This window comes from Paraburkholderia sediminicola, from assembly GCF_046026895.1.
Taxonomy (GTDB): Bacteria; Pseudomonadota; Gammaproteobacteria; order Burkholderiales; family Burkholderiaceae; genus Paraburkholderia; species Paraburkholderia sediminicola_C.
The window spans coordinates 1-19,313 of record NZ_JAQQEU010000016.1; the positions used below are offsets into that span (position 1 = coordinate 1).

Genomic DNA, 19,313 nt, shown 5'->3' on the forward strand with positions numbered 1-19,313 from the left:
GCCAATCTTCGAAAAGACGAGGTTGATGGTGTTTTCGCTCATGATCTCGTGCTTCGTGCCGATGCCGGGAAAAACGTACTTGTGACGGCCAGTCAGCTCTTTGAGCTCTCTGAGCGCCTTGACGAGTTGTGACGGAAGCGGCGTGACGTGGCTGCGCCGCATCTTCATCTTTTCGGCGGAGATCGTCCACGGGGCGCCGTCGAGATCGACCTCGGTCCATTCGGCATATCTGACCATGCCCGGCCGGCTCGCAGTCCAGATGGTCATCCAGGCAGCGACGTATGCGATGAGGCGACTCGTTGATTTATCGAGCGCACGCAGGAAATCGGGCAGTTCTGGTTCGAGGAGATGAGGGTAGGGCTTCGGCTTCCTGGCGGGTTTCGCGATGACCGTGAGTTCGGACGCGGGATTGAACTCGCACTTGCCGCGCGCAATGGCCTGACTGAAGATTTCGCGTAACCAGCGGCGGGCCTTCTTCGATACGTTGAGAGCGTCGCGCTTTTCGAAGCGTTCCTGGATGCGGGCGCAGTCTGCGCGCGTGATGTTTACCAGCTTGATCGAACTGAACTCGGGCAGGATGTCCTTGTCGAGGTACGTCCGAATCTTGTTCAGCGTTGAGGCGGACCGACCCGCATCCTGTTTGCTCTTGTACCAGAGTTCAGCGGCGGCCCTGAACGTGCCGTCGTCGCTGGTATCAGCCCGCCGCCGGTCTATCCGTCGTTTCGCGCGCGGATCGGCGCCGTCGGCGACGAGCGTCCGGTATGCCGCTGCCTGCTGCCTCGCTTTCTGAAGCGTGATGTCGGGGTAGCGCCCCAATGAGATACGCGGTTGCTTGCCGGGCAGGCGATAGCGGAAATGCCAGAACTTGTTGCCCAGTACATTGCGTGATCTCGAACTTTCAATGTACTCAAAAACGTACTCATCTGCACGTGGCTTGCCGTGTTCAGGCTTGGACGGCAATAAACAAAAAACCCCGCAAATTCAATAATTTACGGGGTCTTCTGGACTTCTCTGTACTACGCTAAACAGCCTTGTGGTGCCCAGGAGAGGACTCGAACCTCCACGGTGTTGCCACCGCTAGGACCTGAACCTAGTGCGTCTACCAATTCCGCCACCTGGGCACGTCTTCAAGCTAGACCACTATTTTAGCGAGCTGATGCAGCGTGTCAATCCCTACTTCAAACAAACTTCGCTGTATCAAACCGCTCGGTTAAGTTGTGCAGAAAAGCGCTGCTTTTACTACTCAACTACCGTCCTGCCGACTACGCAAACCGGTCGCACCAACGCGTGAATCCGACCGCGTAGCTTCCACAAAAATTGAAGCCGCCCGCAGGCGGCTTCAATTTTGAATCTGGTGCCCAAGAGAGGACTCGAACCTCCACAGTGTTGCCACCGCTAGGACCTGAACCTAGTGCGTCTACCAATTTCGCCACCTGGGCAGGTGATGAACAGCAAAGACCGCTATTATAGCGACAGATTGAGGCCTGTCAAGCGTTTCTCCAAACTTGCTTGATCATCGCGCCGACACGCCCGCGCGCGCCTTCCCGCGACTATTGACGGGCCGCGTGGCGCGCAAGACGGGGTGTTAGAATGCCTCGCAGTAGTTCGTTGGCACGGTGCACACACGCCCGTCGACTCAGCCTTGAACGAGCCGGACCCGAGCTGTTTTTCCAGTGCAGCCGCAAGTGCAACTCAAGCGCAGCGCAAACGCATTCCAAGCCGAGCCACAACGCCGACCGACGTCCATGCAACGAGAAAAAATCATCGACAAGCCCTTGAGCAAATTTCCGTATCCGATTCCAAGCCGCGAAGAAATTCTGGGCGTCCTGCGCACGAGTGAAGCGCCGCTTGCCGCGAACGACATCGCCGAAGCCCTGTCGATCAAGCGCCAGGAGCGCGAAGGATTTTTCAAGCGCTTAGGCGCGATGGAGCGCGACGGCCAGATCCGGCTCGATCAGCGCAATCTCTATCAGCTGACGCATCCGTCGAACTTTGTCGCGGGCCGTGTGCAAGGCCATCGCGACGGCTACGGCTTCCTGATTCGCGACGACGGCCAGGACGATCTGTTCCTGCCCACCGCCGAGATGCAGAAGGTCATGCACAACGATCGCGTGCTCGCGCGCATCGTCGGTTATGACCGGCGCGGCCGTCCGGAAGGGCATGTCGTCGAAGTCACGGATCGCGCCAACAAGCGCGTGATCGGCCGCCTGCTCAATGAAAACGGCGCGCTGATCGTCGCGCCCGAAGACAAGCGCATCGGCCACGACATCCTGATCACGCAGAACATCAAGAAGGCCAAGGTCGGCCAGGTGGTGGTGGTCGAGCTGACCGATTTCCCGAGCCGTCATTCGCAGCCGCTCGGCCGCGTGGTGGAAGTGCTCGGCGATATCGACGACCCCGGCATGGAAATCGAAATTGCGGTGCGCAAATACGGCGTGCCGCACGAGTTCAGCCAGGACGCGCTCGACGAAGCCGCCAAGCTGCCCGACGAAGTCCGTCCGGTCGACGCGCGTCACCGCATCGATCTGCGCGACGTGCCGCTCGTCACGATCGACGGCGAAGATGCGCGCGACTTCGACGACGCGGTGTACTGCGAGCCGGTCCAGGTCGGCCGCGGCGAGGGCTTCCGGCTGATCGTCGCGATCGCGGACGTGTCGCACTACGTGCATCCGAAGGGCGGGCTCGACGCCGACGCGCTCGAGCGCAGCACCTCGGTGTATTTTCCGCGCCGCGTGATTCCGATGCTGCCGGAGAAGCTGTCCAACGGCCTGTGCTCGCTGAATCCGCAGGTCGACCGTTGCGTGCTGGTGTGCGACATGGTCGTTACCGCGCGCGGCGAAGTGAAGGCGTATCAGTTCTATCCCGGCGTGATGCACTCGGCCGCGCGGCTGACCTACACGGAAGTCGCCGCGGTGCTGAAAAACACCAAGGGCCCGGAGGCCACGCGGCGCGCCGCGCTGCTGCCGCAATTGCAGAATCTGTACGGCGTGTACAAGTCGCTGTTCGCGGCGCGCCAGAAGCGCGGCGCGATCGACTTCGATACGACCGAGACCTACATCGTCTGCAACGCGCAGGGCAAGATCGAACAGATCGTGCCGCGCACCCGCAACGACGCGCACAAGCTGATCGAGGAATGCATGCTGGCCGCGAACGTCTGCGCGGCCGATTTCCTCAAACGCAACAAGCATCCGGGCCTGTTCCGCGTGCACGCCGGGCCGACCGCGGAGAAGCTCGAGAATCTGCGCACGTTCCTGCGCGGCATGGGCCTCACGCTTGCCGGCGGCGACACGCCGCACGCGAGCGACTACGCCGCGCTGATGGCGCAGATCCGCGAGCGGCCCGATGCGCAGATGCTGCAAACCATGCTGCTGCGCTCGATGCAGCAGGCGGTCTACAGCCCGGACAACATCGGCCACTTCGGTCTCGCGTATGAGGCGTATGCGCACTTCACGAGCCCGATCCGCCGCTATCCCGACCTGCTCACACATCGCGCGATCTACGCGATCCTGCAGGGCCGCAAGTATCAGCCTGAGCCGCCGCAAGGCGTCGTGCTGAATACGGCGCTGTCGCCGCGCGCCCGCGCCATGCAGCAGGCCGACGACGAAAAACGCGGCCGCCAGCGCGGCAACAATGTTGCGATCTGGGAAGAGCTGGGGCTGCACTGCTCGGCCAACGAGCGCCGCGCGGACGAAGCGTCGCGTGACGTCGAAGCCTGGCTGAAGTGCTACTTCATGCGCGACAAGCTCGGCGAAGAGTATGGCGGCATGGTGAACGGCGTTACGTCGTTCGGCATTTTCGTGCAGCTCGATTCGCTCTTCATCGAAGGCCTCGTGCACGTCACCGAACTCGGCTCCGACTACTTCCAGTACGACGAGATCAAGAACGAGTTGCGCGGCGAGCGCACCGGCATTCGCTATCGCCTGTCGGATCGCGTGCGTGTGCAGGTGAGCCGCGTCGATCTCGACGCGCGCAAGATCGACTTCCGGCTCGTGCGCGATACGCCGATCAAGCCGCCCGCGCGCGGCTCGCTGGCCGACAAGGGTTCGAGTGAAGGCGGCGGCGGCGCGCGCGTGCGCGCGTTGCCACCGATCGAAGGTGGCGCGGCGGCGCCGGGCGCGCGGCGCAAGAGGGCCGCGCCCGCGCAAAGCGCGGCGGTCAAGGAAGCGCGCGCTGCGCGTGGCGCAGCGAAGAAGCACGGCGCCTCGGCCAAGCCGGCGCCGAAGGCGACCTCACACAAGAAGCGCTGAAGCGGTTTCACCGCCTGAACCGCGCGCATCGGGTACGTTCCCACGTGCCGGTTGCGCGCGGTCTGCGTTTTATCGCAGCCACGCCCGCATGGATGTGCGCACTCGTCTACGCGGGCGCGGCAGGCAGCTAGAAGTATTCAGGCATAACGATTCAAGCGAAGCACTCAGGCTCGCATTCATCACAGCAGCGCGCGTTGAACGCGCGCTCAATCAAAGGTTGTTCAGTCATGGCACGTCTCAAGGTTTTATATGGTTTCCACGCAGTGACCGCGCGTATCCGGCATGATGCGTCGACGGTCGAAGATGTCTATTACGACGCGACGCGCAAAGACCGGCGCATGACCGAATTCCTGCACGCGGCGAAAGAAGCCGGCGTGCGCCTGATCGCCGCCGACGAAACGCGCCTGTGGGGTCTCGCGCACACCGAGCGTCACCAGGGCGTGGTGGCTCGCGCGGGCGATCTGCCGCTGGCGCAGAACCTGGCCGAACTGCTCGACGGGATCAACGGTTCGCCGCTGATCCTGGTGCTCGACGGCGTCACCGATCCCCACAATCTCGGTGCCTGCCTGCGCGTGGCCGATGCCGCCGGCGCGCACGCGGTGATCGCCCCGCGCGATCGCGCGGTGGGGTTGAACGCGACCGCCGCGAAGGTGGCGAGCGGCGCGGCCGACACCGTGCCGTACATCACGGTCACGAATCTGGCGCGGGCGCTGCGCGAGTTGAAGGACGCCGGCGTGTGGGTCGTCGGCACCGCTGGCGAAGCCACCAAGAGCCTCTACGACACCGAGCTCGACGGCCCGGTGGCGCTCGTGATGGGCGCCGAAGGCGAGGGCATGCGCCGTCTCACGCGAGAGACTTGCGATGTCGTCATGCAGATTCCGATGGCGGGCACGGTCGAGAGCCTGAACGTGTCGGTGGCGAGCGGCGTGTGCCTGTTCGAAGCGGTGCGGCAGCGGTCGGTCAAGAAGTAATCGCCCGGCGCTCGCATGCCACTCCGGTAAACTAGCTGTTTTTACTGATTGCCAGCTTCCCCATGACTCAAGACGAACTCAAACAACTGGTCGGCCAGGCCGCCGCCGACTACGTGAACGCCAACGTGCCCCAGGGCGCGGTGATCGGCGTCGGCACCGGCTCCACCGCGAACTGCTTCATCGACGCGCTGGCCGCCAACAAGGCGCGCTATCGCGGCGCGGTGTCGAGTTCGCTCGCCACCACCGCGCGTTTGCAATCGCACGGCATCAAGGTGTTCGACCTGAACGAAATCGATTCGCTGCCGGTGTACGTGGACGGCGCCGACGAGATCGACCGCAGCGGCGCGATGATCAAGGGCGGCGGCGGCGCGCTGACGCGCGAGAAAATCGTCGCGTCGGTGTCGGACGTGTTCGTCTGCATCGCGGACGCGAGCAAGCTGGTCGACACGCTCGGCAACTTCCCGCTGCCGATCGAAGTGGTGCCGATGGCGCGCACCGCGATCGGCCGCCGCGTCACCGCGCTCGGCGGTGTGCCGGTGGTGCGCGTGACCAAAGAGGGCTCGCCGTTCATGACCGACAACGGCAACGAAATCATCGACGTCAAGGGTCTGCGTATCAGCGATCCGCGCACGCTCGAAATGCACATCAACGCATGGCCGGGCGTGGTCACGGTCGGCCTGTTCGCGGGCCGTGGTGCGAACCTGTGCCTGCTCGGCACGGACTCGGGCGTCGAAACGATCGAGTACAGCAAGGGTTGATGGGTCTGCGTTGAAGCTGCGCGTGAGTCCGCGGTCAGCGGGCTTACGCGCGCTTCGTTTGCATGGGCCGCTTCGTGTCGTATCGATTGAGTTGATGCGTGGCGTGGTGGATTGCCTGCGCCATCCGCTGTAAATACTTAGCCACCGGAACAGACTCTGGTTACGCATGGTTCGGCAGCGCCGCCTGCCGCGTAAAGACGCCGCGCCGGATCGGCATGCAACCTGCAGAGCGCGTCAACTGACGCAGCGACATCTCCGGCACTCAGCCGACATATATTCCCCTGACGATCACCGACCCCCACGGCCCGGCTTCCATCGACCTGGGCAAAGCACACGCATTGCACTCATCCATGCGCGCGCGCAGTTCCGACAGGTCGTGGCGCGCGCGCAATCAGCGACGCGCCGTGCCCAGCGCTGCGATCGTCAGGCATGCAGCCACGCGAAGCGTCCAGGCGCCGCTTCTAGCGGGCGAGCGAAAGGCCCCAATTATTAGCGCACTGTCGCATGTCGAATGTGGGCACGCGCACGCACGGCATTGAATGTGGCACATACACTCGTTGTTGAGCCCAACAGGCGTTTCCGACAGGCGGGGAGATCATGAGAGTGGCGATCGTGCACGACTGGCTCGACGCACCTGGCGGTGCGGAGAAGGTGCTCGCGCAGATCATCGAATGCTTTCCCGAGGCGGACCTCTTCAGCCTCGTCGATTTTCTCGAAGACCGCAAGCTGCTCGGCGGCCGGCCTGTCACGACGTCGTTCATCCAGAGTCTGCCGTTTGCGCGGCGCCGTTATCGCGCGTATCTGCCGTTGATGCCGCTCGCCGTCAGACAGTTCGATTTGTCCGATTACAACCTCATCATCTCGAGTTCTTCGGCGGTCGCCAAGGGTGTGCTGGTGGGACCGGGAAAGACGCACGTGAGTTACGTGCATGCGCCGCTGCGCTGCGCGTGGGATCAGCAACACGAGTCTCTGCGCGCAGCGAATCTGACGCGCGGACCGAAGTCGTGGGCGGCGCGCGCGATGTTCCACTATCTGCGCGGCTGGGATGCGCAATCGGCAAATGGCGTCGATCGCCTGATTGCGAATTCGCACTTCGGCGCGCGACGTCTGATGAAAACGTACGGGCGCGATGCCGCGGTGATTCCGCCGCCGGTCGACGTGCATCGCTTCGAGTTGCGCACGCACAAGGACGACTTCTATCTGACGGTAGCGCGGATGGTGCCGCACAAACGCGTCGATCTGATCGTCGAGGCGTTCAACGCGACGCCGCATCGCCAACTGGTCGTGATCGGCGACGGGCCGCAGATGGCCGCGCTTCGCGCCAAAGCGGGCCCGAATGTGACGATGCTCGGCAATCAGCCCTTCGAAGTCTTGAAGGGCTATCTGCAACGCGCGCGGGCTTTCGTATGCGCAGAAGAAGACTTCGGCATCGTCCCGCTCGAGGCGCAGGCCTGTGGCACGCCGGTCATTGCGCTCGGCAAGGGCAGTGCGCTCGAAACGATGGTGCCGGTCGGCGAGGCGCGCGCCACCGGCGTATATTTCGGAGCCCAAACGGTCGTGTCGATGCTGGGCGCGATCGCCCGCTTCGAACGGCTGCGCGGGCATATCAGCCCGGCGGCCTGCCGCGCAAACGCCGAACGGTTTTCGCCCGCGGTCTTCCGGCGCGCTTTCATGGCCGAGGTCACGCGGACGATCGCGGCGGCGGGCGTGCGTCAACCGGTGGAGGCAGGGCAACGGAGCGGCGTGGTCCGGCAACCCGACATGTCGGGCGAGCGCGCGAACCGGCATCCAGAAGCAGCAGGGGGCGCCGATGCGTTCACGCCGGGTGCGTCGGACTTTTGAGCTGACGTGGTGGTCGGTCCTTTGATGCAGAGGGCGGATCATCCGGTTGACCGTCTCATTGTGAGTTGCTGAAGGCGCGAGCAGGAAAGCTTTTCGTCGTATCGCAGTAGGTGTAACGAGCCGTTCGGGTGTAGGCGTCCGGCCGGCTGTCGCTGTCGATCCGCTGCGTTTGGCCTCGCAGGTGGCGCGCGCAAGTTCGAAGCGCGGGCACGGGCGAACAAGGACGAAGCGGGTCACCTCAAAAACGCGTTGCTGGGTTTCATAAAAGACATCGGGGCGTGCACAGTGGGCAATTTGCGTGGCGCTCACTGGCGCAGGCTTGCCTCGCGTATCGCTATAACGACCTGAAGCAGATGTTCGCCGGCGGGGACTACGTGCCGCTTCAATACACGGCTTTCGATGTGCGCGGCCCGCGGTCCTGGCTCGTCGCGGCGATTCACTGCAACAGGCAGTCGTTATTCGTTCGTCGTGAATTGACGCATGCGGAGTACGACCTTTGGACGAGGAAGAATCTAATCTCATGAACGCCGATCGCCTTCCGGGACCCTTTCCCGATGTTGCTCAAACCTGGGCCATGCTGCGAAGCCAGTTGCCGATCACACCCATTCGTAACGAAGAGGATTACCAGCAGATGGTGCGGGTAGCCAACACGCTCTCCGATCATCTGAGTCGTGGTAACGGGGAGGATCCGCTTGCCGATCTGCACGCGATCGTCACGGACCTGATCGGGCGATGGGAAGCGCACAGCGTGACGATTCCGAAAGCGGAGCCGCGCGAAGTCTTGCGCCATCTGCTGGAGACGCACGGGCTCAAGCAGAAAGACCTGATAGGTATCGCGTCGCCCACCGTGGTGAGCGACATTCTTGCGGGGCGCCGCGCGATCAGCAAGAAGGTGGCGAAAGCGCTAGCCTCGCGTTTTCATATCGACGTCAGCGCCTTTCTGTGAGAGGCTCGCCGCGCCCGCATCGTGCCGTGCTCTGCACGGCACGATGAGCTTTAACGCACTTTTTGACCGTTTCATCCGCGCCGGCGCCGGCGGCCTGCAGTTCAGCCGTTGGCAGCCGGCGCTTCTGTATCTGGCGCTGTTTCAGTTGTGGGTCGATCGAAAATTCAAACAGGAAGGGGCCACGCTCGAACGCGAATGAAAATGCGCGCAGGCCTCTTGGCCCGCGCGATCTCCGATCAATGTCGAATAAGCGGCGAACGCCCATCAGCCGGCCGGTCCCAGCTATTCGCACGTGATGAGCAAAAGATCGAACGACGGGTTATGGAAAGCGGCGCCGTCGAAGATGAGACGTGGGTCTTCGTGTGCGCGTTGGGCACAGAAGTGCTCCACCAGCAGCGACGGATCGTCAATCAAAGTCCCGCTGCGCCGTTGGACGTCCACGCGGAAGGCCGTCACGCAATGAGTCTGCGCGCGGGTGCCGCACGCGGCGCCGCGTGATCAGAATGCATTGCGCCCGACAAAGCCTTTGAAGATCGTGATGAACACGATTTTCATATCGAACCAGAACGACCAGTTGTCGATGTAGAACAGGTCGAACTTGACCCGCGCTTCCATCTTCTCGACCTTGGTGGTGGCGCCGCGATAGCCGTTCACCTGGGCCCAGCCGGTGATGCCGGGCTTGATCCGGTAGCGGTGCATGTAGCCGTACACCTGGTCCTTGTAGAGATCGTCGTGTTCGATCGCGTGGGGACGCGGGCCGACCACCGACATCTGCCCGAGCAGCACGTTGAGGAACTGCGGCAGCTCGTCGAGGCTCGTGCGGCGCATGAAGGCGCCGAGCTTCGTCACGCGCGCGTCGTTGCGGGTGGCCTGAGTGATCTGGCCGTGCGCTTCGTGATGCACGGTCATCGAGCGGAACTTGTAGATTGCGAACGGCTGGCCGTCGACGCCCTTGCGAGTCTGGCGAAAGAACACTGGCCCCGGCGAGCCGAGCTTGATGCCGACCGCGAGCACGATGAACACCGGTGCGAGCGCGAGCAGCGCGAGCGCCGCGAACAGGCGGTCGAACATCAGCTTGGGCCACATCTGCGGCGGCGAGAGGGGCGTCGCGCTCAGATTCAGCGTGGGCAAACCGACCACGTCCACCAGCGCGTGGTTGAACAGCGACAGGCTGCGCACATCGGGAATGAAGCGCAGGTTCACGAAGTCGTGTCTGAAGGTGCGCGCGAAGCGATAGAGCGTGTGTTCTTCGGAAAGCGGCAGTGCGAGCCACACTTCGTTCACGTGCTCGTTGCGCACCTTGTCGGCGAACGCACTCAGATCGGTCAGCACCGGCAGGCGGCTAAGACGCGGGCCATACGCGCCGGCGCCTTCGACGCTGGTGTCGAACACGCAGACCGGTTTGAAGCCGGCTTGCGGCGCATGTTCCAGGTGCGCGAGGAGCGTGCGCGAAAACCCGGGCGCTCCGACAATCGCGACCGTGCGCATATTCATTCCGCGACTTCGCACGCTGCGCAGCACGACGTGCATCGCGCACCGGGCGACGATGATCAGCGCGCCGGAGATCAGCGTGGAATAGCCGAACCACAGACGCGACACCGCATCCATCCGGTGCAACGTGAACGCCAGCACGAGGCCGGTGGCGACCACCACCATCCACGCAGCGGCGATTCTCGCCAACACCGGCGCCAATGCCTTGCCGCGCCACGTTTCGTACACGCCGAAGCCCGGAAACAGCAGCAGCACGAGCACGCAGTTAAAGGCGATCAGAAGCCGCTGGGTGTCCGACAACGCGATTGGCGTGGAGTAGCGCAGCCAGTGAGCAATCAGGCCTCCCGCAATCACGAAGAATGCGTCGAGGCATCGCGCAGTATTCCTGAACATAGATGGCATTTATCCAGTAGTCGAACGGTGCGGCGCTTATTCGACGGTTTCGGCTTGGCGCAGGCGCGGCAGCAGACGGTCGAATTCACGCTTGACGAGGCCGTAGCATTCGCACGCGCGCGCTTCGAGGCCCTTGCGGTCGAGCACCTTGATGTGGCCGCGGCTGTGGTGGATCAGGCCTTCGTCGTGCAGCTTGCCCGCGGCTTCGGTAATGCCTTCGCGGCGCACGCCGAGCATGTCCGCGATCAGTTGCTGGGTTACCGTCAGATCATTCGACGCGACGCGATCCACTTCGATCAGCAGCCAGCGGCACAGTTGCTTGTTCAGCGCATGGTGACGATTGCAGGCCGCTGTTTGCGCGACTTGCGTGAGCAGGGCGTGCATATACAGGAGCATCAGGCGGCGCAGGAAATCCGAGCGGGCGAATTGCTGTTTGAGCGCCTGTGCGCTCATCCGGTACGCGAAGCCGGCGCATTGCACCTGCACGCGGTTCGGCATGGTTTCGCCGCCGGTGAGCACCGGCACGCCGGTCATGCCTTCGCGGCCGACCGCGGCGATTTCGACCGAGCTGCCGTCTTCCATCGTCGAGAGCATCGAGATGATCGCAGTGGTCGGGAAGTACACGTGGTGAATACGTTGGCCGGAGTCGCACAGCAACTGCTCGGTGCGCAGATGAACCAGTTCGAGGTGGGGAGCTAGCGCTTGCCATTCGTGCGACGGCAATGCGCCGAGCAAATGGTTTCCGTGCAGATCTGATTGAAGTGTCAACATGATCGGTCCTCGCGTGAAAGGCGCGGTTTGGCGACTTTCTGTTTTTGATCCGATGCCTGTATCCGTTTATGAACGACATGCTGCTCGTCGAGCAGCGGAGGATGAACAGGACCGGCCCCGTATTGGCCTTGGCGCGTCACGCCATTCTTCTGAAGCTTCGATGAGGCGACGCCGTGTTGCGCAAGGATAATAGCGAGGAGCGTGCCAATGGCACGCAAAGCAAGCACTGGTGCGGCGCAGCGAATCGGGCCCCCTCATTGTGCGAAGGCAAAGGTGTCTTTTTGTTTCAATTCTGCACAACGCCTGGCTGGCAAGTCCGCGTTTCGCGGCCCGGTCCAAAACGACGCCAGGCTTTGACGGCATTGGCTTTGCGGCTGATGAAGGGGATTCGCGTGCAGTTGTCTGAGGGTTGCAAGAGCCCTTCCATGCTCGTCGCAATGCGATGTCCGGGATGTGCCGGAATTGATTCAGAAGTGTTCAATGCCCTACGTTCGCTGCCGTACGGTTCGCCTTTGCCACGAGGCGGGAGTCGCGCAGGAACCAACAGTGATGCTTCGAACCAGACACCTGCACGCGCACGGCGCGAGGTTTTTCGCGGCTTGCGAAGGAGTGCCTAGCTCAGCGGGACATTCAGCGGTAGAAGGTGGCGGATATCGCATTGATCGCGCGCACTTCGCCCGCGGGTGTCGGGCATGTTGCATCATCTTTAAATGCGGACCTGGCTGTGCGCGCAACGATTCGTTGCTGCGGCGCGAACGGCGTCGCTGCGATCAGCGGCACGACGCGAGGGCGGTTCGGCGCGAGGTGGAACCAGTCGTGCGCGGCCCGGTAGTGCGGGTCAATGATATGAACGAAACGCGCAAAACGCTGGGCTTCGATGACGAGCTGCCAGCCTTCACGCGTTTGCTCGACGGCCACCGTCAGGCCGAGATCGCGCCGCTCGTGCACGCGCCGCTCGGGCAGGTGAAACGTTTCCGACACGATCTGGCCGCTCGCCGCGTCGCGCAGTGTTGCAATCGTGACCTCGTGTGCGCGCGGGCCGAAACGATAAGCGTGCGTGAAGTCGAAGAACTGGCCTAGGCAGACGGCCGCACTGAGGCGTTGCGCGCTGTGCGGCTGCAACTCGACCGGGCAGTTCGCGGACGCGACCCGCACGTTGCCATCGCGCAGACAGATCAGTTCGAGCTGCGCGCTAAACGTTTGCGGGCGCTCGTTGATCAGATGAATGTCGAGGCCGTTGAGCCCTTCGTCGGTCATGACCACCTGCACGGGCTGCAACGTTTGCGAGAGGCCGTGCAGTGCGCTTTTAGGCCTTCCTGTCGCGTCGATCACGCCCCATCCCGCGCCGGCCCGCAGATCCTGCAACTGCCACACGAGCGCGCCGCCGCAGTTCGAATCCGCGCGCCGCCACTCGGCGAACACGTCGCTCATCAGTTCGGCCACCACCGCGCGCGACAGATCCAGATAACGCTCGGTGTCTTCGTAGCGCAACCGTGCGGCGTCGACGCCGTAGCGGGTGCGCAGATAGTGGTCGCGCACGTCGTCGAAATCCCAGCCCGCGCCAAGGTCGCGCGGCACGGCCGCCTTCCAGCGCGGATCGTGCGAATTCAGCGTGCCGAGCGCGTCGTGCAAGGTCGCGTCGTCGGGCACGTTGGCGAACGCGAGGCATTCGGCGGCGAAGCGCACCTGCGCGCGGCGCACGTCGTCGAGCGGGCGCTGATACGCGCCCACGCCATAGTAGTGCGTGATGCCTTCGTTAGTCGAAAACGGCCACGGGCCCCCTGATGGCGAGTTGCCGATATACGCCAGGTCGGGCCGTTCGCGCGCGACGATCGCGGGCAGGTGTTCCGTGAACACAGCCTGCGCGCGCCGTGAAGGCGGCAGACCGAACATCGCGGCCTGCTGGTCGGCTTCGCTGCCGCCGCACAGCACCGCGAGCGCGGCGAAGCGCCGCGTGCGGATCAGAAACTGGGTGGCTTCGCGCTCGATCGACGCTTTGAAAGCCGCGTCGTTCGGGTAGTCGAAATTCGCCAGCGCGAAGTCTTGCCAGACGAGCATGCCGTATTCGTCGGCGAGCGCGTAAAAGGCATCGGACTCGTACACCATCGTGCCGCCCACGCGCAGCATGTTCATGCCCGCGTCGCGAGCCAGCGCAAACGTATGCCGCAATTGCGCGTCGGTGCCGGCGAGCGTGACGAGGTCCGCGCTGGTCCAACACGCGCCGCGACAGAACACCGGCACGCCGTTCACGCGTAAAGCGAAGCCGGCGCCGTCGGCGCCGCGCTCCACCTCGATGCTGCGAAAGCCGATCGATCCCAGCGCGTGACTCGTTGCGCGGCCGTCATCGAATTGCAACGTCAGAGGATATAAGGTGGGCGCCCCGTGCGTGTGCGGCCACCAGCGCTCTGCATGCGTTACGCGCACACTGCCGCGCAGTGTATAGGCATCGCTCCATTGCAATGACGAGACAGAGGCGCCGCATTTCAACGTTGCGCGGCAGGTGGCGGCATCGTGCGGATTAACGAAACGTAACGTCAGCGCAACAACGCCGTCGTCGTCTTCGATGCGACTCGTCAGATCAATCGAGTCGAATGCGTGCGGCGCGGTGCCCAGCAGTTCGACCGGACGCCAGGGGCCGGCAGCCTGGATCGATGGACACCAGCCGGGCATATGGCCGAGCAGGGTGGTGCGCACGTTGCGCAACGTGGGCGGCGACACGAGCCGTGGGCGCCAGCGCGCACGCGAGCGCTTCTGCGCCAACGCTGGCGTCAACGAGCGAAAGCAGAGTGCGAGCGTCGTGGTGCCATTCAGTTCGATATCCAGATCATGTGCGATGAACATCGAATCGGATTCGAGCTGTCTGACGCCGTCGAGCCACACTTCGGAGAGCGTGGCGAGCCCGTGCAGACGCAAACGGCGTTTGCCCGTTCCGGTGAGCGTGACGCGATACCAGTGATCGTCGAACGCGAGCGGCGGCGGATCGTTGCTGTCGAACAGGCCCGCCGCGCGGCGCGCGCCGGCCACGGTGCCGGGGACCTGGGCTTCGAGCCAGCCATCAGCCGGCAAATCCACTGGCGACTCGCAGGCGCCCGCTGGCGTGCTCAGGCATTGCCAACCCGAGTCGAGCCGCTGCGGCCAAAGCGAATCATGCGTGCTGTCGACGCTGGCGACACTGACGCCCCTCTCGTCTGCCTGCGCGACAGGCAGGTCTTGACCGGCGAGCGTTGCCGCTGCGAGCGGGCCACGGCCGTCGCCACTCTCATCAGCCGCCGGCTCGAGCATCAGTGCATCCACGGCGAACTCCCGGATTGCGGACGCTGCACGAGACGGGCGTCACCGCACCAGCGCGGCGAGCGGCGGCAGTGTCTTTTCATAAGCACTTTCCAGTACATCGAAGCAATCTTCACAGGCGTCGCGCCGGCCGCGCGCGATGGCCCGCACGAGGCGGAACTGCATCACCATCGACTCCGCCGCGATGCGCTGCGCCGCCTCCGGAATCGACCGCGGAATCTCGAAGCCCTGGGCCGACAGCCACAGCAGATACTTCGACAGAAACTCGAAGTTCGCGCCGAGCTGACGCATCAGGTTGAACGAATACGGATGGAAGAACGCTTCACCGCGTTCAAGCAGCAAGTCGAGATGCGCGGGAAACACGGCACGCCACTGCGAAACCGGATTGCGCAGTGGGCGGCGCAGCAAATGCGCGCCCAGCAATTCCGCCGACGCATCCGCGAGCGCGGCGCCCTCGAGCGCGGGCCGCGTCTGCTTGGCGAATTCCACGTACGGGAATAGCAGGTCCGGTTGCTGCGCGAACTGCGGAAGCTTGCGGAACACGCCGTCGTAGTCCTCGCCGTCGAGCCGGTGATAGCCGGTGTTGTGAAAATAGCCGAGGCGGCGCGAGGCAGGATCGATGAAGTCGATGCCGACCGTGGTTTTCGGATGTTCGCGGCGATACGATGTGGCGCGCGTATTCGGCAAGTAATAGCCGTCCACTTCGACCAGCACGGTGTGGCCGCGCAAAGTCTGCGCAAGCACGCGGGCCTCGAGCGAATCGTAGATAGCCAGTTCCTGCACTTGCGTGCCGTACAGCCGTTCGAGGTCTTCGAGCGGAAACTTGAAGAACGTGAACTGGTCGCCCTCGAAATCCTGCGTGACGGTGAAGGCGAGCGCGGCGCGCGGATCGAGCCCGAAGCCGTGCAGCAGTTCGATCCACAGATCGACGTAGCAGTTGGTCTCCTGCCACACACGCTCGCCCTGATGCAGCGCGTGCGGCGCGTGCTCGCGCAGACCCGCGCCCGCCGTGCTGCGAGCGGACAGGCCGGTGTGCGGCGGCAAGGCTTCAGACGTGCCGGGGAGCGCTGTCGTCAGAGGGGAACTCATGCGCCGGCTCCCGTGCGTTGCGCCGCGTGCATGTCCTGTAGCCCATGCGCGACGCGCGCCTCGGTGTCGCCCCACAGCAGCGCGCGCACGTCGTCCGGCCAGCGGTTCACGTCGAGCCCGTGATGACGGAACAGCGCGAGCGTGATGCGCTCCATGCCGAAGCCGACACACCCGGTATGCGCGACCGAGCCGTCTGCGCAGGCGATCTTCCAGATCGCGCCGAAGTGCTCCATGTGATAGTTGAACGACAGGCAGGCGGTCTTGCCGCGCGGGTCCGCGACCGGAATCAGCAGCTCGAACTTGAGCGCCTGGGCACGCTGGCTATCGGCGATGATCTTGCCGCCGCGCCCGAAGAACGGGTCGTTGGCGAGGTCCACGTCGACCGGCAATTGCAGCAGCGTCACCAGCAGCGAGCCGCGTTCGATCCACATCTGCCGGAATGCCATCACCTGTTCGGCGTTGCCGAGGCGCACGTATTCGCGCTGCCGGAACATCTGCATGCGGCCCGGATCGAGCGAGGGCTCGTGACGGAAGCAGTACGACAGCACGTCGATCGTGCGGCCGTCGGCGGGCAGCGCGCCGCGCCGTGCGATCACCGGATAGATCGGATAGCAGGCGGCGGGCGTCAGCACCACGCGCGTGGGCTTCTGCTGCGCCATCCATGCGTCGCTGCGCTCGCCGTCGCTCTCGCTCGTCGCATCGTCGAGCGCACGCAACAGGCGCTGGTGGCCCATGTCGTTGCCGCAGAACGAGTGGATCGTGCCTGCCAGATTCGGAAAGCTCTTCAGATATTCGCTGTCCTCGAAGTCGGTGCGGCGCATGGCCGGCGGGAAGCGCAGCACTTCCGGCTGCTGGTCCGCACCCAGGTGCGTGATGGCCACGTTCAAGCGGTCCACCACGTCTTCGAAAATCTGGCTGCGGCCATACAGGCCGTTTTCGCCGGTATCGATCAGCAGGCCGGCGGCCAGCAGGTCGTCGCGAAAGTCCGGCGCGGTTGAGGTTTCGGCAGCCGCGTTGGCGGAGGCTGCCGCGGCGGTATCGGTCATGGTATTCATTCAGGCTTTCCCCGGGGCGGCAGGGCGCTGCGCGAGCAACAGGCTCGCGGTGTTCTGCGCGATGCGGTCGTTGTTGATCATCAGCGGCGCGGAGTGCAGGTCGCGTAAATGGCGGCCGACGCTGTACGGTGTGCCGTTCTTGTAGCCCGCCATGCCGCAGATCATCAGTACCTCCTGAACGACCTGTAGCGCGGTGTTCGAGATGCTGGTCTTCAGCGTGTTCATGTCGGACGCGAAGCCGAGTTGCGCCGCGAGCGGCGCATCGGCTTGCGCGCCGCCGTGGCGGGCCTGGTGCGCGATGCGCGCCGCTTCCAGCGCGACCGACAGGCGCGCCTGCATCATCTGCAGCAGACCGACCGCTTCGGCAAGGCGCAGGCCCGCGGGCGGCACCGTGCCGGGCTTCGCGCGAGCCTGGGCGCGGAAGAACGCCTTCGCGCGATTCACCGCGTCGGCAGCGATGCCGGTCCACACCGAAGCCCACAGCGTGTGTGAAACCGGCAGCATGGTCTGGTCGGCGATCTCGGCGAACGGCATCGCGAGAATCTGCCCGGCGAGTCCGGTCGCGACGAGCCGGAAGCCCTCGCTGCAGGTGCCGCGCATGCCCATTGCGTCCCAGCCGCCGCGCTTTTCCAGTTGGGTGTCCTCACGTAATGCGACGATCAGCACCTGGTCGGCGGCGGCCGACTCGGCGGTGCGGCGCGCCGTGACCAGAATGCCGTCCGCGTGCGCGCCGTACGAAATGGTCGGCGCGAGCTTCTCGATCCTGAAGCGCGCGCCGTCGAGTTCGACCGAGCATGCGCTGGTGCGCATGTTGCCGCCGATGGTTTCCTCCGAGGTCGCCGAAGCCAGCAGCCATTGATGCTCGACCAGCTGCGCGAGCAGCTGCCGGTGCCAGGCCGAGTCGCTGCCATGCGCGTCGATGCACGCGACCTGGATCTGATGCATCGCATACACCATCGCGGTCGACGCGCAGCCTTGCGCGAGGGTCTCGCAGATCGCGCCGACTTCCGCGAGCGACAACCCCGCGCCGCCGAATGCCACCGGCACCATGGCTGACAGCAGACGTTCGCGCTTGAGCGCATCGAATGCCTCGCTGGGAAAGCGCGCGTCGCGGTCCACCGCATCGGCGAATTGCGCGGCTACCGCAGTGCAGCGATGCGCCGCCGCACGCCAGCAGGGTTCGGCCGCGAGCGCCGTCAACTGGACGGCCGCATCGGCGCCGTCCTGCGCCGGCGCTGCGTTGCGCGGGACCGCCGCGTCGAGCAGCGGCGCGTTCATGCTGCTTTCGCCTGCTGCAATTCGACGATCGCGGCGGCCATCGAATCGATGCTGGAGAAGAGCCGTCGCGTCAACAGACGGTCGGGAATTTCTACGTTGAACTCATCTTCTATGGCCAGCATCAGATGCACGGTTGCGAGCGACGACAGGCCCGCAGCGTAGAGATCGGCGTCGTCCGCGAGGCTATCCGGGGCAACGTCCAGACGGGCAGATTCAGAAAGGATGCGGCGTAATTCGTTCTTCATTTCGTGGTGCCCCTTTGTTGTCCAACTGTCTTCGGGAGGTGTTGGCGAAGAGCCGCTACAGGTGCGGCTTGTTGCCGTCATCGGCCCGGTCCACATCGTTGACGCTCTGGATGCCTGGGACTGCCTCACGCCTGCGGCATCCAACTGCTCTGTGCAAAGGCTCGCGACATCGTGCACCGGTAGGGAGTATTTAAGGATTGTGAAAGCCTGGCGTCGGTGCGATGGCGCACGGAAGCTACCTTTTCACGGACGTACCGTGTAGCCATGACAATAAGCCGGTGTGTTGAAGCAGGCCGTAGAGGGCGGCATGCGATGCCGGACCTGTTGAACTCAATTGATCGCTGGGGAACTGGATGAACTGGAAAACGCTGGAATTCGATCAGCTCTCGGCACGTGAGCTGTATGTGATCTTGCGGGCGCGCAGCGCGGTGTTCGTGGTCGAACAGTCGCACGTCTGTCTCGACGCGGATGGCCGCGATGAAAACGCGCTGCATGTGTTCGCGGTGGAGGACATGGCGCGGCCGATGCCGATTCTCGCTTATGCGCGCGTGCAACCCGGCGACGCGGAAGATCCGGAAATCACGATCGACAAGGTGTTGACGAGTCCGTTGCGGCGCGGCGACGGCACCGCGGAGCTGCTGGTCGAACGCGTGCTGGAGGCGATCGCGCAACGCTGGCCGGGGCACGCCGTGCGCGTGAGCGCGCCGCTCGGCTTGCGCGGCTTCTACGAGCAGTTCGGCTTTCGCAAGACGGAAGGGCCGTTTCTCGAACACGGTGTGCCGTTCATCGGCCTCATGCGTCAGGTTCGCGCGAGCCAGCCGCGCTTCGGTTCGCGGCATCGTGCGCGCGCGACCGTGGTCGACACGTTCGAGCTGCTGTAGCGGTGCGCGTGAGCATCGCGCACGAGCCTTGGACCGCGTGGCGCCGCGGCTGAAG

16 protein-coding genes and 2 tRNA genes are annotated in these 19,313 nt (G+C 64.2%); 8 read left to right on the forward strand and 10 right to left on the reverse strand.

Annotated features, from left to right (window positions below):
• The 3 genes from PQR02_RS13760 to PQR02_RS13770 form a co-directional block, all read right to left on the reverse strand.
• A partial coding sequence (locus tag PQR02_RS13760; protein ID WP_408231208.1) for a tyrosine-type recombinase/integrase occupies positions 1-960 on the reverse strand: 960 nt, incomplete at its 3' end.
• A 74-nt stretch (positions 961-1,034) separates the two neighbouring features.
• Positions 1,035-1,121, reverse strand: a tRNA-Leu gene (locus tag PQR02_RS13765).
• A 231-nt stretch (positions 1,122-1,352) separates the two neighbouring features.
• Positions 1,353-1,439: transfer RNA gene (locus PQR02_RS13770), tRNA-Leu, on the reverse strand.
• Between the two features lie 306 nt (positions 1,440-1,745).
• Between PQR02_RS13770 and rnr the strand changes: the two genes are divergently transcribed.
• From rnr to PQR02_RS13805, 7 genes are all read left to right on the forward strand, one after another.
• On the forward strand, positions 1,746-4,247 hold the full coding sequence (gene rnr / locus PQR02_RS13775) for a ribonuclease R (protein ID WP_408231210.1): 2,502 nt from the start codon (positions 1,746-1,748) through the stop codon (positions 4,245-4,247).
• A gap of 227 nt (positions 4,248-4,474) precedes the next feature.
• Entirely contained in the window at positions 4,475-5,218 is a 744-nt protein-coding gene (gene rlmB, locus PQR02_RS13780) for a 23S rRNA (guanosine(2251)-2'-O)-methyltransferase RlmB (RefSeq protein WP_408231213.1), read from the forward strand.
• Positions 5,219-5,280: 62 nt separating this feature from the next.
• Positions 5,281-5,976 carry a ribose-5-phosphate isomerase RpiA gene (rpiA, locus tag PQR02_RS13785; RefSeq protein WP_408231216.1) on the forward strand — a complete coding sequence of 232 codons (696 nt, stop codon included), beginning with the start codon at positions 5,281-5,283 and terminating at the stop codon, positions 5,974-5,976.
• A gap of 597 nt (positions 5,977-6,573) precedes the next feature.
• Entirely contained in the window at positions 6,574-7,818 is a 1,245-nt protein-coding gene (locus PQR02_RS13790; RefSeq protein ID WP_408231219.1) for a glycosyltransferase, read from the forward strand.
• Positions 7,819-8,171: 353 nt separating this feature from the next.
• Complete coding sequence (locus tag PQR02_RS13795; protein ID WP_408231550.1) at positions 8,172-8,342, forward strand: type II toxin-antitoxin system HigB family toxin; 171 nt, start codon at positions 8,172-8,174, stop codon at positions 8,340-8,342.
• Entirely contained in the window at positions 8,339-8,764 is a 426-nt protein-coding gene (locus PQR02_RS13800) for a helix-turn-helix domain-containing protein (RefSeq protein ID WP_408231222.1), read from the forward strand. Before PQR02_RS13795 ends, PQR02_RS13800 begins: the two co-directional genes overlap by 4 nt.
• A gap of 43 nt (positions 8,765-8,807) precedes the next feature.
• Entirely contained in the window at positions 8,808-8,963 is a 156-nt protein-coding gene (locus PQR02_RS13805) for a hypothetical protein (RefSeq protein ID WP_408231225.1), read from the forward strand.
• 299 nt (positions 8,964-9,262) lie between these two features.
• Here the strand turns inward: PQR02_RS13805 and PQR02_RS13810 are convergent, their stop codons facing one another.
• The 7 genes from PQR02_RS13810 to PQR02_RS13840 all read right to left on the reverse strand — a co-directional run bounded on the left by PQR02_RS13810 (position 9,263) and on the right by PQR02_RS13840 (position 18,377).
• Positions 9,263-10,648 carry an undecaprenyl-phosphate glucose phosphotransferase gene (locus PQR02_RS13810; protein WP_408231228.1) on the reverse strand — a complete coding sequence of 462 codons (1,386 nt, stop codon included), beginning with the start codon at positions 10,646-10,648 and terminating at the stop codon, positions 9,263-9,265.
• A 36-nt stretch (positions 10,649-10,684) separates the two neighbouring features.
• Positions 10,685-11,419, reverse strand: coding sequence for a Crp/Fnr family transcriptional regulator (locus tag PQR02_RS13815; protein ID WP_006048767.1), 735 nt, complete (start codon positions 11,417-11,419; stop codon positions 10,685-10,687).
• A gap of 630 nt (positions 11,420-12,049) precedes the next feature.
• Positions 12,050-14,701, reverse strand: a complete 2,652-nt coding sequence (locus tag PQR02_RS13820) for a glycoside hydrolase family 2 protein (protein ID WP_408231553.1) — start codon at positions 14,699-14,701, stop codon at positions 12,050-12,052.
• Positions 14,702-14,752: 51 nt separating this feature from the next.
• Complete coding sequence (locus tag PQR02_RS13825) at positions 14,753-15,799, reverse strand: DUF1839 family protein (RefSeq protein WP_408231231.1); 1,047 nt, start codon at positions 15,797-15,799, stop codon at positions 14,753-14,755.
• Positions 15,796-16,854 carry an amino acid--[acyl-carrier-protein] ligase gene (locus PQR02_RS13830; RefSeq protein WP_408231234.1) on the reverse strand — a complete coding sequence of 353 codons (1,059 nt, stop codon included), beginning with the start codon at positions 16,852-16,854 and terminating at the stop codon, positions 15,796-15,798. Before PQR02_RS13830 ends, PQR02_RS13825 begins: the two co-directional genes overlap by 4 nt.
• The gene (locus tag PQR02_RS13835; protein ID WP_408231237.1) at positions 16,855-18,132 is read right to left on the reverse strand and encodes an acyl-CoA dehydrogenase family protein; all 1,278 of its coding nucleotides are present in this window, start codon (positions 18,130-18,132) and stop codon (positions 16,855-16,857) included. It abuts the gene before it with no gap.
• Positions 18,129-18,377: an acyl carrier protein gene (locus PQR02_RS13840; protein WP_408231556.1), complete on the reverse strand. Its 249-nt coding sequence runs from the start codon at positions 18,375-18,377 to the stop codon at positions 18,129-18,131. The genes PQR02_RS13835 and PQR02_RS13840 overlap by 4 nt, the downstream gene beginning before the upstream one ends.
• Positions 18,378-18,730: 353 nt before the next feature.
• Between PQR02_RS13840 and PQR02_RS13845 the strand changes: the two genes are divergently transcribed.
• Positions 18,731-19,258, forward strand: a complete 528-nt coding sequence (locus tag PQR02_RS13845) for a GNAT family N-acetyltransferase (protein WP_408231240.1) — start codon at positions 18,731-18,733, stop codon at positions 19,256-19,258.
• Positions 19,259-19,313: the final 55 nt, after the last annotated feature.